The 14,613-nt window shown below is 31.5% G+C and carries 14 protein-coding genes; 7 read left to right on the top strand and 7 right to left on the bottom strand.

All coding sequences use genetic code 11. The features are described from left to right. Positions 1–50 precede the first annotated feature (50 nt). From recN to BT107_RS04705, 7 genes are all read left to right on the top strand, one after another. Entirely contained in the window at positions 51–1,703 is a 1,653-nt protein-coding gene (recN, locus tag BT107_RS04735; protein ID WP_072302591.1) for a DNA repair protein RecN, read from the top strand. A gap of 65 nt (positions 1,704–1,768) precedes the next feature. After that, a complete protein-coding gene (locus tag BT107_RS04730; RefSeq protein WP_072302590.1) occupies positions 1,769–2,584 on the top strand; it encodes an enoyl-ACP reductase FabI in 816 nt (271 codons plus the stop codon). 65 nt (positions 2,585–2,649) lie between these two features. Next, a complete protein-coding gene (locus tag BT107_RS04725; RefSeq protein ID WP_072302589.1) occupies positions 2,650–3,651 on the top strand; it encodes a glycosyltransferase family 2 protein in 1,002 nt (333 codons plus the stop codon). 41 nt (positions 3,652–3,692) lie between these two features. Continuing rightward, on the top strand, positions 3,693–4,613 hold the full coding sequence (locus BT107_RS04720; RefSeq protein WP_139254276.1) for a CdaR family protein: 921 nt from the start codon (positions 3,693–3,695) through the stop codon (positions 4,611–4,613). After that, on the top strand, positions 4,610–5,197 hold the full coding sequence (gene coaE / locus BT107_RS04715) for a dephospho-CoA kinase (RefSeq protein WP_072302587.1): 588 nt from the start codon (positions 4,610–4,612) through the stop codon (positions 5,195–5,197). Before BT107_RS04720 ends, coaE begins: the two co-directional genes overlap by 4 nt. A gap of 79 nt (positions 5,198–5,276) precedes the next feature. Next, positions 5,277–6,860: a sensor histidine kinase gene (locus BT107_RS04710; RefSeq protein WP_072302586.1), complete on the top strand. Its 1,584-nt coding sequence runs from the start codon at positions 5,277–5,279 to the stop codon at positions 6,858–6,860. Between the two features lie 5 nt (positions 6,861–6,865). Continuing rightward, a complete protein-coding gene (locus tag BT107_RS04705) occupies positions 6,866–7,582 on the top strand; it encodes a response regulator transcription factor (protein ID WP_072302585.1) in 717 nt (238 codons plus the stop codon). Between the two features lie 55 nt (positions 7,583–7,637). Here the strand turns inward: BT107_RS04705 and miaA are convergent, their stop codons facing one another. The 7 genes from miaA to BT107_RS04670 are packed head-to-tail and all read right to left on the bottom strand — an operon-like array spanning position 7,638 to position 14,591. After that, positions 7,638–8,549, bottom strand: coding sequence for a tRNA (adenosine(37)-N6)-dimethylallyltransferase MiaA (gene miaA, locus BT107_RS04700; protein WP_072302584.1), 912 nt, complete (start codon positions 8,547–8,549; stop codon positions 7,638–7,640). After that, positions 8,549–9,412 carry an ion transporter gene (locus BT107_RS04695; protein WP_072302583.1) on the bottom strand — a complete coding sequence of 288 codons (864 nt, stop codon included), beginning with the start codon at positions 9,410–9,412 and terminating at the stop codon, positions 8,549–8,551. Before BT107_RS04695 ends, miaA begins: the two co-directional genes overlap by 1 nt. Positions 9,413–9,415: 3 nt before the next feature. Then, positions 9,416–10,780, bottom strand: a complete 1,365-nt coding sequence (locus BT107_RS04690) for an exonuclease domain-containing protein (protein WP_072302582.1) — start codon at positions 10,778–10,780, stop codon at positions 9,416–9,418. Positions 10,781–10,798: 18 nt separating this feature from the next. After that, positions 10,799–11,467 (bottom strand): YggS family pyridoxal phosphate-dependent enzyme, encoded by a 669-nt coding sequence (locus BT107_RS04685; RefSeq protein WP_072302581.1) that lies wholly within the window; start codon positions 11,465–11,467, stop codon positions 10,799–10,801. Between the two features lie 15 nt (positions 11,468–11,482). Continuing rightward, entirely contained in the window at positions 11,483–12,721 is a 1,239-nt protein-coding gene (locus tag BT107_RS04680) for a DUF1015 domain-containing protein (protein WP_072302580.1), read from the bottom strand. A 6-nt stretch (positions 12,722–12,727) separates the two neighbouring features. Beyond that, positions 12,728–13,618, bottom strand: a complete 891-nt coding sequence (locus BT107_RS04675; protein ID WP_072302579.1) for a 3-hydroxybutyryl-CoA dehydrogenase — start codon at positions 13,616–13,618, stop codon at positions 12,728–12,730. 13 nt (positions 13,619–13,631) lie between these two features. Next, positions 13,632–14,591, bottom strand: coding sequence for a Gfo/Idh/MocA family protein (locus tag BT107_RS04670; protein WP_072302578.1), 960 nt, complete (start codon positions 14,589–14,591; stop codon positions 13,632–13,634). Positions 14,592–14,613: the final 22 nt, after the last annotated feature.

Below are 14,613 nucleotides of genomic sequence, written 5' to 3'. Positions count from 1 at the left end.
TTCCCTTTTTATATTATAATTATATTTGATGTAATATTTAATTACACAAATTGTTAGTATCACTTTCTATAAAAAATTACGCTTTAATAGACCATTTAAATGTGTCTTTTACCAACGGTTTTACTGTAATAACAGGGGAGACCGGAGCTGGTAAATCTATCTTGTTAGGTGGCTTGGCATTGGTCTTAGGTAAGCGAGCAGATCTATCATCTTTACGAGACAAAGAGAAAAAATGTGTTATTGAGGCAGAGTTTTCTGTTGGAAAATATAACCTTGAGCCATTTTTTAATGAAAACGACGTAGATTATGAGGAACGCACCATTATAAGAAGAGAAATTTTACCCAGTGGTAAATCTAGAGCTTTTATTAATGACTCACCCGTTAAGCTTACAATTTTAGCAGCTTTAGGAGATAGTTTAATAGATGTGCACTCGCAAAACCAGACATTACAATTGGGAGATAATGCATACCAATTTAAAGTAATAGATGGTTTAGCTTCTAATAAAGATTTACTGGCGAGTTATGCTAAAGATTTGCGTTTGTACAAAAAAGAAACAAAAGTTTTAGAAAATTTATTAGCTACAAAACAAGAAGGTATTAAAGAACATGACTATAATACATTTTTATTAAGTGAATTAGAAAGTGCGCCTTTAAAAGAAGGTATACTTGAAGAGTTAGAAGAGCAATACGAACAGTTGAATAATGTAGAAAACATTATGGAACAGCTGTCTAAAGGACATAATTTAATATCTGATGAACAAGTAGGTATTTTAAATTTGTTAGCAGAATTAAAACAAGCATCTTCAAAATTAGCAAGTTATGGCACACAGTTTTCTACGTTAAATGAACGTGTACAGTCTGTTTTTATAGAGGTTGATGATATTTTTGAAGAATTTGAATCTCTACAAAATAATATAGAAGCCAATCCTAAAGTTTTAGAAGAGGTAAATACAAAATTGCAATTGTTGTACGATTTACAAAAGAAACACGGTGTTTCAGAAATTGAAGAACTCTTAAGAATTAAGGAAGAGTTGGCTGTAAAAGTAGATGCAACAGAAAATATAGATGCTACAATATTGGCAAAAGAAACAGAGATTAAGGTAAAAGAGAAGGCTTTAAACGCTGTTTGTGTAAAAATATCTAAGAAACGGAAAGCTATAATACCAGAATTAAAGAAGCAATTAGAATCTATTTTGGCTTCATTAGGAATGCCTAGCGCAGAGTTTAAGATAGAATTAAATGCAACTCCTAATTTTGTTTATAATGGTAAGGACGAGTTGGTTTTTCAATTTTCGGCAAATAAAGGTTCTGCTTTTGGTGAGTTAAAGAAAGTAGCTTCAGGAGGTGAACTATCTCGTATTATGTTGGCTATTAAAGCTGTTTTAGCAAAGTATGAGCATTTACCAACCTTAATGTTTGATGAAATTGACACAGGAGTATCTGGAGAGATATCAAACAGAATGGGAACTATTATGCAAGAAATGAGTGGTGGTATGCAAATATTTTCTATTACGCATTTACCGCAAGTTGCTTCTAAAGGTAATCACCACTACAAAGTATATAAAGAAGATAAAAATAATGTAACGCACACGCAAATGAAGCAGCTTACTACAGAAGAAAGAGTAGTAGAGTTAGCAGAAATGTTGGGTGGTAAAGATTTATCAGATTCTGCTATAGCGCATGCAAGGCAGTTATTAAATTAGAAGCATTGCATTCTATTTTTTTTGAATATCTTTACGCGCACATAAATGACCAAAATAAATAGCAAATGGCATACAATTTATTAAAAGGAAAAAGAGGTATTATATTTGGAGCTTTAGATGAGAATTCTATAGCTTGGAAAACTGCAGAAAGAGTACACGCAGAAGGTGGTACTTTTGTGTTAACTAATGCACCAATAGCAATGCGTATGGGGCAAATAAATCAGTTAGCAGAAAAAACAGGATCAGAAATTATACCTGCAGATGCAACTAGCGAAGAAGATTTAAATAACTTGGTGGCAAAAGCTACAGAGATTTTAGGAGGTAAATTAGATTTTGTTTTACATTCTATTGGTATGTCTGTAAACGTAAGAAAAGGTCGTGCTTATACAGATGAGAAGTATGATTTTACTGCAAAAGGTTGGGATGTTTCTGCATTGTCTTTTCATAAAGTAATGCAAAGTTTATACAAAGCAGATGCAATGAACCAATGGGGTAGTATTGTAGCTTTAACATATATGGCTGCGCAACGTACGTTCCCAGATTATAACGATATGGCAGACAATAAGGCGTATTTAGAGTCTGTTGCGCGTAGTTTTGGTTATTTCTTTGGTAAAGAAAAACAAGTACGTGTAAATACTATTTCTCAGTCTCCAACACCAACAACAGCTGGTCAAGGCGTTAAAGGTTTTGGTGGTTTTATTGCTTATGCAGACAAAATGTCTCCGTTGGGTAATGCAACTGCTCAAGATTGTGCGGATTACACAGTTTCATTGTTTTCAGACTTAACAAAGAAAGTAACAATGCAAAACTTATTTCATGATGGTGGTTTTTCTAACACAGGAGTTAGTCAAGAAGTTATAGAGCGTTTTACAGAAGAATAAGAATTATATAATTTAGTAAAAGCCATCCTTTTTAGGGGTGGCTTTTATGTTTACAGTAGTAATAGATGGACTTTTTGTTTTCTTTTATAGTGCCAGTTTACAACAGACCTAACGAGATTAGAGAGTTGTTAGAGAGTTTAGAAAAACAGACTTATACTAAACCTTATGAGATAGTTATTGTAGAAGACGGTTCTACAATAAGCTCAGAAGAAGAGGTGGCTCGTTTTTCTACGCTACCAATATCTTACTATAAAAAAGAAAACTCAGGTCCAGGAGATTCTAGAAACTACGGTATGCGTAAAGCAAAGGGAAATTATTTTATTGTTTTAGATTCAGATTGTATTTTGCCACCGCAATATTTAGAAACTGCAGAAGCATCTTTGCAAAAAGAGTATGTAGATTGTTATGGTGGTCCAGATGCAGCGCACGAATCTTTTTCTACCGTACAAAAAGCTATTAATTATGCAATGACGTCTTTTTTGACTACTGGAGGAATCCGCGGAGGTAAAAAAGCAGTAGATAAGTTTCAGCCTCGTAGTTTTAATATGGGTATTTCTAAAGTAGCTTTTGAAAAAACTGGAGGTTATGGAAACATTCACCCAGGTGAAGATCCAGACTTAACTATTAGAATATGGAATAATGGTTTTAAAACAAAGTTAATACCAGAAGCTTATGTATATCATAAACGTAGAATAGACTGGAATAAATTTTACATACAAGTAAATAAGTTTGGTATGGTTCGTCCCATATTAAATAAATGGCACCCAGAAACAGCTAAAGTTACCTATTGGTTTCCTGCGTTATTTTGTTTTGGATTTTTACTATCCTTATTAGCTTCTTTTATAGGGTTGCCTTGGTTTTTGTTTTGTTATAGTTTATACTTTACAGTACTTTTTGTAGATTCTCTTATTAAGAATAAAAGTGTAATTATTGCGTTTTTATCTATAGTGGCTGTTGTAATACAATTTGTAGGTTATGGTTATGGCTTTGTAAAATCTACTTTAGTTTTAAACTCTAGTAAAAAGAAAGCTCAAGAGCTATTTCCTAAATTATTTTTTAAATTATAAGTGTGATAAAAAAAATAAAAAGTGGATTAAATAAGAGAAAGGTGAAAATATTTTCACTCTTTCTGTTGTGTGCAACAATGGCTTGGTTTATTAGTAATTTATCAGAATCTTATACGGCAAATACCTATTTTAATTTAGAGTATATTAATGTGCCAGACAGTTTGTTTTTTGCTGATAATTACAAGGAAGAAGTTCAGGTAAAATTAAACGCAGGTGGTTTTCAATTAATGCGTTTAAATGTTTTTAGAAAAAAAATACAAGTAGATCTTTCTCAGCTTGAAAATAAAAGAGAAAAATATTTTTTACGTCAATCTGTTTTTAGAAAACAGATAGAAGGACAGTTGTCAAATTCATTGTCGCTTACAGAGGTTGGAGTGTTAGATACTTTGTTTCTGGACTTATATAAGTTACATACAAAAGAGGTGCCTGTTGTAGCTAATAGTAAGGTAGGGTTAAAGCAGAATTATGTTATAGAAGGTGGGTTGAAAATTACACCAGATACTATTAAAATATCTGGACCAAAAGCAGAAATAGATTCTATAGTTAAGATAGAGGCGGAAGCTTATGATTTTGAAAATATAGCAGCTAATTTTGAAGCTGAAGTTGCATTGCAATTACCGCAAGAATTAAGTAATACAAAGTTTTCTGCCAATAGAGTTGTTTTGTCAGGAGAAGTCTATCGTTTTTCAGAAAAAATATTAACAGTTTCTGTAGATGTTATAAATCTTCCGGAAGGTGTAGAGATAAGAACTTTTCCTAATAAGGTATCGATTTTATGTAAAGCTAAAGTAGATGTGCTGCGAGAGGTAAAACCATCAGATTTTAGTGTTATAGCAGATTTTAAAGATTACAAGGATGAGAACTTACCAATTTTAAAATTAAAATTAGCAAAAAAGCCACAGGGTGTTTATGGTGTTAAGTTAAAAGAAGATACTGTAGAATTTATTTTAAATAGACAATGATAATAGTTGGTTTAACAGGAGGTATTGGTAGTGGTAAAAGTACGGCTGCTAAAATGTTTGAAGAACTGGGTGTGCCTGTGTATAACTCGGATTTAGAGGCTAAAAAGCTAATGAGTACCTCGGTTAGAGTGCAAAAAGAAATAATAAGGCTTTTAGGTGAAAATGCATATAAAGAAGGTGTTTTAAATAGAGAGTACATTGCAAAAAAAGTGTTTGCAAGTACTAGTTTATTGCAACAACTAAATGCAATTGTACACCCTGCAGTTCGTTTGCATTTTTTAGAGTGGACTAATAAGCAAGAAAGCAACTATGTAATTCAAGAAAGTGCAATAATATTTGAAAATAATAATCAAGATTTTTACGACTACATAATTTTGGTTACTGCTCCAATTGAGGTTCGTATAGAACGAATTTTAAAAAGAGATAATACTACAAGAGAAAATATTCTTTCCAGAATAGGGAATCAATGGACCGATGAAAAAAAAGAAAAAATGTCTGATTTTAAGTTAATAAATGAAGATATTGTAAATTTAAAGTTAAAAATTAAAGAAATTCATTGTATATTAAGGTCTAAGTCCTCTTAATTGCTAAAGTTTAACGATTAGTGTTAAGGTTAGGTTAAACAGCGCATACTTTATATGTTAAAATCTTAATTTTGTCCAAATGAACAAGAAGTTATTAATTCTACTTATTGTATTAATGACCTTGTCTTTGCTAGGGATAATATTCGTTCAAGCATATTGGATAAAGAAATCTATAGAAGATAAGGAAGAACAATTTTACCAAACAGTATCTCAGGTTTTAGATAATGTAGCAAGTAAAATAGAAAGTAGAGAGATAAGTGATTATGGAAAACGTTTTGTAGCACTAAAAGATAGTGTTGGCAAGCCATCTGAATATCAGATACGAGATATTTTCTATAGAGAAGTGGATGAAGATTCTAGAGAAGTTACCATATATAACCATGGTATATTAAAAGAGAATTATAACATTCCGCCTTCGTTCTTTGACAATGATCTTTTAGGTGATAGTGCAACAACTATAACTAGTTATACCAGTAAAACTGTAGAAACAGTTTTAAAAGAAAATTTTGGTATGGATGGTAAAAGTTACAGCTATACACCAATAAAAAAAATAACAAAATTTGGAGATATTTCTAGATTCGAGAAATTACAATTTGAAGAATTTTTTAGGGATATAGCAAATAAATTACCAGTACATAAAAGGGTTTCTAAAGAAGAAATTAAACTTCTTTTAGAACAAGAATTTAAAAACAGAAAAATAGAAATTGGTTTTGAGTATGGTATTTACAGCAAAGGTTTACCAACATCTGTAAAATCAAGAAAATTTAAATTTGACCCAGAAACAGTAAATAGAACTGCAATTTTTAGGGATACCGAAGGAAAAACAGATTTTTCATTATTGGTTTCTTTTCCTGATAAAAAAGGGTATTTAATTGGTTCTATTTTAGGAATGGCATTAATTACCTTTTTGTTTACTACAATTATACTTATTACCTATGTAGGTGCTATTTATCAATTAATTAGACAAAAGAAAATTTCTGAAATAAAGACAGACTTTATTAACAACATGACGCATGAGTTTAAAACGCCAATTGCTACTATAAATTTAGCAGTAGAAGCAATAAAAAACCCATCAATTATAGGAGATAAAGAGAAAGTAGGTCGCTATTTGCAGATGATTAGGGACGAGAATAAAAGAATGCATGCTCAAGTAGAAAATGTACTTCGTATATCTAAGTTAGAAAGAAATCAGCTAGATATAAGTAAGGAAAGAGTAGATGTTCACGACATAATTGAAGACGCAGTAACACACGTAGAATTAATTGTTAGTGATAGGGGTGGTTATATAAACACACATTTAAATGCTAAAAGAACAGATGTTTTAGCTAACGAGATGCACTTTACAAATGTTTTGGTAAATGTTATGGATAATGCTATAAAGTATTCTCCAGAAGCTCCTAAAGTAGATATTTACACAGAGAGTACTAAAAATAGTATTGTTATAAAAATAAAAGATCAAGGTTCAGGAATGAGTAAGGCTGTTCTTAAAAAAGTTTTTGAGAAATTTTATAGAGAACACACAGGAGATATACATAATGTAAAAGGTCACGGATTAGGATTGGCCTACGTAAAAAAAATAATAGAAGATCACCAAGGTGAAGTTTATGCAGAAAGTGAAAAAGGAAAAGGAAGTACTTTCTACATAAAATTACCTATAATTTAATAGATATGGAAACAGTAAACAAGAAAATACTTTTGGTAGAGGATGATCCAAATTTTGGAATTGTTCTAAAAGATTATTTAGGAATGAATAATTTTGATGTAGTATTGGCTAAAAATGGAATGGAAGGTTTTGAAAAGTTCAAAAAAGACATTTACGATGTTTGTATTTTGGATGTAATGATGCCTTACAAAGATGGCTATACGTTGGCGAGAGAGATTAGAGAAAAGAATGAGAATGTGCCAATAGTTTTTCTTACTGCTAAAACAATGAAAGAAGATGTCCTTAAAGGATACAAGGCAGGAGCAGACGATTACTTAAATAAACCGTTTGATTCTGAGGTTCTTTTAATGAAGTTAAAGGCTATACTTCAAAGAAAGACATCTAATACAATGGCAGATAGTAAAAAGTTTGAATTTAATATTGGTGATTTTAAATTAAATTCTAAACTTAGATTCTTAAAATTTAAGGAAGAAGAAGCTGTTAAATTATCTCCTAAAGAAAACGATCTTTTACGTTTGTTAGCTTTACATGAAAACGATTTAATGCCAAGAGAATTAGCATTAACTAAAATCTGGAGAGATGACAACTATTTTACATCTAGAAGTATGGATGTTTATATAGCTAAACTTAGAAAATATTTAAAGAAAGATGAGAATGTTGAAATTTTGAACATTCACGGTGAAGGTTTCCGTTTGGTAATTAAAACTGAAGAGGATTCTTAAGCTTTTTTTAAGTCATATATATAAATTAAAAAACCATCCTTTACGGATGGTTTTTTTATGCTTTTAATTTATCTTCAATTGCTTCTATTATTTCTTTAGAATCATCATCGTAGTTCACCCAATGTGTGTCTTTATTTCTTTTAAACCAAGTGAGTTGTCTTTTTGCAAACCTCCTAGTGTTCTTCTTAATCTCAGATATTGCAAACTCTAAAGTCCAATCACCACTAAAAAACTGAAATAACTCTCTGTAGCCAACAGTTTGTAGCGCATTAAGGTTTTGGTGTTCTAGTAATGCTTTAGCTTCTTCTAGTAACCCGTTTTGTACCATTATATCTACTCTGGTATTAATTCTGTCATAAATTATTTCACGATCTGCCATTATACCAACAGTAATAATAGAAAATGGTCTTTTTGGTTTTTCTTGATTTAAAAAAGTAGAGTAGGCTTTGCCAGAACCTATGCAAACTTCTAAGGCTCTAATTAGTCTATGTGGGTTGTCTTTATCAACTTTATTATAATATTCAGGATCTAATGTTGCTAATTTTTCTTGTAAAGCAATAATGCCTTTATTGTTAAACAACACGTTTAAGTCTTCTCTAATGTTAGAATCTACAGCAGGGAAATTATCTAGTCCTTTAGCAACGGCATCTACATATAAGCCACTACCACCAACCATAACTACAATATCTTTTTCTGTAAAAAGTTGTTCTAATTTTTTAAGAGCATCTTTTTCAAAATTGCCTACGGAGTATGACTCTAAAATGCTTTTATGTTGAATAAAGTGATGTGGTGCTGCAGCAAGTTCATCTGTATCTGGTACAGCAGTACCAATAGTCATTTCTTTAAAAAACTGACGAGAGTCTGCAGATACTATTTCGGTACTAAAATGTTGCGCTAATACAATAGCTAATTTGGTTTTGCCAATAGCAGTAGGGCCAACAACAGAAATTAGGGTTTTAGAGTTCACTATGCTTTTTTTTCTGTATTATCATCCTCATCTTCTTCTAATTTGTATCCACATTTTCTGCAATAATCAGCATCGGATCTATGTACTTCTGCACTACAATTAGGGCAAGATCTACCTTCGTCCATACTCTTATTTTGTTTCATATTAGAGGCGTACTCGGCAGAAACAATACCTGTTGGTACAGCAATAATGCCGTAACCAATAATCATAATTAATGTTGCTAAAAATTGTCCTAGTGGTGTTTGCGGAGATATGTCTCCGTAACCCACAGTGGTTAGAGTAACAATTGTCCAGTAAACACTATGAGGTATACTGTTAAAGCCGTGTTGTGGGCCTTCTATTAAATACATAAGTGTTCCTAATAGTACGGAAACAATTAAAACAAAAAATACAAAAACTGAAATTTTAGTTCTGCTCGCTTTTAAAGCATTTGCTAGTTTGTTAGATTCACCTACAAAACGTACTAATTTTAAAATTCTAAAAACACGTAATAATCGTAATGCTCTAAACGCAGTAAAGTATTGCGATCCCATAAAAAAGAACGATAAGTATTTAGGTACTGTAGATAAAAAATCTATAATACCAAAAAAGCTAAAAATGTACTTCTTAGGTCTGTTAATACATATAATACGTAAAATATATTCTATAGAGAATAAAATGGTAACCACCCATTCAGAGATATTAAAAAACTCGTGATAATCAGTATCAAAACGAGGTACACTCTCTAGCATTACAATTAGTATGCTGTACATAATAAGTACAAGCAATAATATATCGAACAACTTACCAGCAGGCGTGTGCGTGCCGTAAATTATTTCGTGTATTTTAGCTTTCCAGCCTTTAAGAGGTTTCTCGTTTTTCAATGGTTAATCTAGTTCTATTAGTTGTAATCTATTACTTTTTCTTATGTACGCTAATATAATATGAAGTGTATTTGGAGTACTCTTCATTTTTGTAATAATAGATTCTAAGATATGAATATTATTTATTTGATGATTTAAATTGTAATATCCGTACCCTTTAAATTCACCGTTCTGAATTAAAATAGCCGAATACTCGCCTATTTCTCTTCCTTTATCTTTTATTAATATATTTTTATCTGTAAAGCTATATTTAGCAATAGCTTCTTTTACTCTGTTATTGTAAACTGTTTTATCTTCTAAATTAATACAGGCGCCATTGCAGTTGGTATCATTGTAATTGCCACAATTAGTTTTTGCTTTAGAAATTAGATTAACCTTGTCGCACAATGTAAACTCTTTGCTAGTTTTTGCCAAAAAATTCTTAGCACCAATAATACTGCTAAACGTACCAATTGTGTGGTCTGTTGTAGTTGTTTTATCTATATAGAGTGATATATAGCCGTTTTCGTTCTCTTTTTTAAAAATACCATAAGAGAATAAGTTTTTTTTAAGGCTACTGTTGTATTTAGGCTTAACTCTACGTAATTCTTCATTCTCTTTTAAGGAGGCAATTAACTCGTTTCCTGTTTTTTCAAAAGTGATTTTACGTGTTTGTTTTTGTAATTTTTTAGCAACGTTAGAAGTTCCTGTAAAATGCTTGTTTACTTTTTTTTTAATGTTAGATGATTTACCAATAAAGATTAAATCTCCATCTTTATCATACATATAATACACTCCAGTTTCTGTAGGTAATTGTTCAACAAGATCTATTTGTCTGTCCGAAAGCTCTCCCATAGAGCCCTCTTTAATAACGCTTTTAATAATAGTCTTCTCTGTATCTTTAGCTAGCAATAGTTTAAATAATTGCAGTGTAGCTAATGCATCACCATTTGCTCTATGTCTGTCGCTTACAGGTATGCCCAATGAGCGTACTAGTTTTCCTAAACTATAAGATTCTTTATCTGGAATTAACTCTTTAGATAAATTAACGGTACATAAGGTTTTACGTTCAAAATTGTAGCCCAAACGTCTAAATTCTGTTCTTAGAATTCTATAATCAAACTGAGCATTATGAGCTACAAGTACGGCGTCTTCAGTAATTTCTACAATGCGTTTGGCGACCTCATAAAATTTAGGAGCTGTTTGTAGCATTTTATCATTTATGCCAGTTAGCTTAACAACAAATGGTTGTATAGGCTTTTCTGGGTTTACCAAACTGATAAATTTATCTACAACCTTGTGGCCGTCGAATCTATGAATAGCAATCTCTGTTATTCCCTCTTCATTAAATTTACCACCAGTGGTTTCAATATCTAAGATTACGTACATTAATTAATTTCTCCTGTTTTATAAATAATTTCTACTTCCAAAGATACTACTTCCTATACGGACCATTGTACTTCCTTGTTCTATGGCAAGTTTATAATCGCCACTCATCCCCATAGACAGTATTTTTACGTCTAAGTTAGTAGATTTTATGTCTTGCAGTGTGTTGTAGATCTGTTTTAATGTGCCAAACTCTTTTTTTATTTGTTCTGTATCTTCAGTAAATGTTGCCATTCCCATTAAACCAGTAACTTTTATATTATCTAAACTTTTAAAATCGTCTGATGCTATAAGATCTTTTAGTTCACTTTTATTTAAACCAAATTTGGTGCTTTCTTCTGCAATGTGCATTTGTAGTAAACACTCTATAACTCTGTTGTGTTTTTTTGCTTGTTTGTTTATTTCTTTTAATAGCTTAAAACTATCTACGCCGTGTACCAAGCTCACATACTCAGACATATACTTTACCTTGTTGGTTTGTACATGACCAATCATATGCCATTGAATATCTTTAGGCATAACCTCCCATTTTTGGGTCATTTCCTGAATTTTGTTTTCGCCAAAAATGCGCTGACCAGCAGCATAGGCTTCTTCTAAATCTGAAACAGGTTTTGTTTTAGACACCGCAACAAGTGTTACTGTATCTGGTAAACTATTTTTTATTTCTAGTAAGGATTCTTTAATGGACATAATTTTAATTAAAAACTAAAATTCATAAATAGTAACACCGCTTCTTAATTTTGGTTCTATAAAAGTGCTCTTTGGGGGCATTTTTAAACCATCGTCTGCAATGCTTTTTAATTCTTCAATATCGGCAGGTATCATACCAAAGCCAACCCTAAATTTACCACTATCTATTTTATTAACTAAACTTACAATCTCTTTTTTACCACTTAAATAATCTATTCTATTGTTTTTACGTAGATCTGTAATTCCAAGAATAGGCTTTAATATGGTATTGTATAGTAGCTGAGCATCTAACCTGTCTAAAGAATTTTTAAATGTATAGATAGATTTACGTAGGTGTAACGAATAAAACTCGCCATCTAGATACATACTAAAATGATGCTTTTTGTTTGGTTTGTAAGGTATAGCACCACGATTTTCTATACGATAAATAGTGTCTAACTGTATTAAAAATTCTTCTTTGGTTAAACCATTAAGGTCTTTTACCAATCTATTAAATTCGTGTATTTTTAATTCTGATTCAGGAATTAAGTAACTCATAAAAAAGTTATAATTCTCTGTGCCGTTATGGTTTTTATCTTGCTCTTTACAATCTAAACATAATAGTTCTGAGGACGAAGATCTGTGATGACCGTCTGCAATATAAAGAGTAGGGATGTTTTTAAATGCATCAATAATAGCATTTATATCTTCTTTGTTATCAATAAGCCAAAGGTAATGTGTATCTCTATATGTAGTTGTAAACTCGTATTCTGCGCGTTCTTCTTGCTTTTTACTAATAATGGCAGATACATCTTTATTATCTGGATAGGTAATAAGAACAGGCTCTGCATTAAAGCCAACCGTTTTTAAATAGTCTTTAAAAATGATTTCTTTACTAGTAATAGTGTCTTCGTGTTTTTTAATAAGATTGTTTTGGTAATCTTCTACGCTAGCAGCAGCTACAATACCGTTAAATACGTGATTGTCACGATCTACAACTTTATAAATATAGAAGAGCGGAGTAGTATCTTGCGTAAATACTCCGTCTTCTTTAAACTCTAAATATCTGTTTTTTACCAATTGGTAGCGTGCCACACCAGAGATCTCCTTATCATACTTATAACCAGGGTTAACAATATGTAAAAATGAAAACGGATTATGGTCTAATCTAGCCTCGCGTTCTGCCTGAGTATAACTTTGGTAAGAACGTGAAGCCACCAAACTAACTTTATCTCTAGTTGGGCGTACTGCTTTAAATGGTTTTATATTTGCCAATAGATCTTATTTAGCAAACTGAGAAGCTACTTTCTCTGCTTTTCTAGATTCTGAATAATCATAAAAACCTTCACCAGATTTTATACCTAATTTTTTGGCCATAACCATATTTACCAATAATGGGCAAGGTGCGTATTTAGGGTTTTTAAAGCCGTCGTACATTACATTTAAAATACTTAAGCAAACATCTAAGCCTATAAAATCTGCTAATTGTAATGGTCCCATTGGGTGTGCCATACCTAATTTCATAACCGTATCAATCTCATCTACACCAGCAACACCGTTGTAAAGAGTTTCTATAGCTTCGTTAATCATTGGCATTAAAATTCTGTTAGCAACAAAACCAGGATAATCATTTACTTCTGTAGGTGTTTTACCTAGTTTAGTAGATAAGTCCATTATAGCTGCTGTAACCTCATTAGATGTATTATAACCTCTAATGATTTCAACCAATTTCATAATTGGTACAGGGTTCATAAAATGCATACCAATTACTTTTTCTGGTCTGTTAGTAACGGCAGCAATTTTTGTAATAGAGATTGATGATGTATTGGTTGCCAAAATTGTTTTAGCGTCACAAATAGCATCTAAATCTTTAAAAATTTTTAGTTTTAAGTCAACATTTTCTGTCGCAGCTTCTACTACTAAATCTACACCTTTTACACCATCTGCAAGTACAGTATGTAGTGTAATGTTTTGTAGTGTATTATTTTTATCTGCTTCAGATATTTTTTCTTTAGCAACCATTCTGTCTAAATTCTTAGTAATGGTAGCTAAGCCTTTATCTAAAGATGCTTGTGCAATATCAATTAAATTAACCTTGTAATTGTTTTGTGCAAAAACGTGAGCAATACCATTACCCATTGTACCTGCACCTATAACTGCTATATTTTTCATCTGTATTTTTATATTAAAAAGATTCTATAATTTGTAAAGCTACTCGTAATGCATTTGTTCCTTGTTCTAAAGTTACAATAGGAGTAGTGTTATTGTTTATGGCATCTGCAAAAGTTTCAAGCTCATCTAAAATGGCGTTGTTACCTGCAACTTCTGGATTTTCAAAATAAATTTGTTTTTTTTCTCCTTCAGCATTTTGTAAAATCATATCAAAATCACCAGCTTGTTCTGGTGCATCTTTCATTTTTACAACTTCAACCTTTTTCTCTAAAAAGTCTACAGAAATGTAGGCATCTTGCTGAAAAAACCTTGATTTACGCATATTCTTTAAAGAAATTCTACTAGCGGTTAAGTTAGCAACACAACCATTTTCAAATTCTATACGTGCATTGGCAATGTCTGGAGACTTACTAATTACAGATACACCACTTGCGTTAATGTTTTTAACTTCAGAATTAACTACACTTAAAATAGCATCTATATCGTGTATCATTAAATCTAAAACCACAGGAACATCTGTACCACGTGGGTTAAACTCTGCTAATCTATGAGTTTCTATAAACATTGGGTTTACAATGCTGTCTTTTACAGAAGAAAAAGCAGGATTAAAACGCTCTACGTGTCCTACCTGGCCTTTTACATTGTGTTTGTTCTTTAGCGCAATAAGTTCTTCTGCTTCTGCTAAAGTATTGGTAATTGGTTTTTCAATAAAAATATGCTTTCCTTTTTCAATTGCTTTTTTAGCACAATCAAAATGCGAAAGTGTAGGCGTAACAATATCTAGCACATCTACAGCATCCATTAGTTTGTTTATATTGTCATAATATGTATAACCAAATTCGGCTTCTACTTTTTTACCATTTATAACATCTGGATCATAAAACCCTACTAAAGAATATTTTTCTGATTCGTTAAGTAGACGCAAATGGATTTTCCCCAAATGACCTGCTCCTAAAACTCCAACTTTAAGCATAAAAATCAATTTTTAACAAAAA

The sequence above is a fragment of the Cellulophaga fucicola genome (assembly GCF_900119145.1).
GTDB classification, from domain to species: domain Bacteria; phylum Bacteroidota; class Bacteroidia; order Flavobacteriales; family Flavobacteriaceae; genus Cellulophaga; species Cellulophaga fucicola.
Note: the sequence above shows the minus strand (reverse complement) of the source record. Positions and strands in the feature narration are given on the sequence as shown.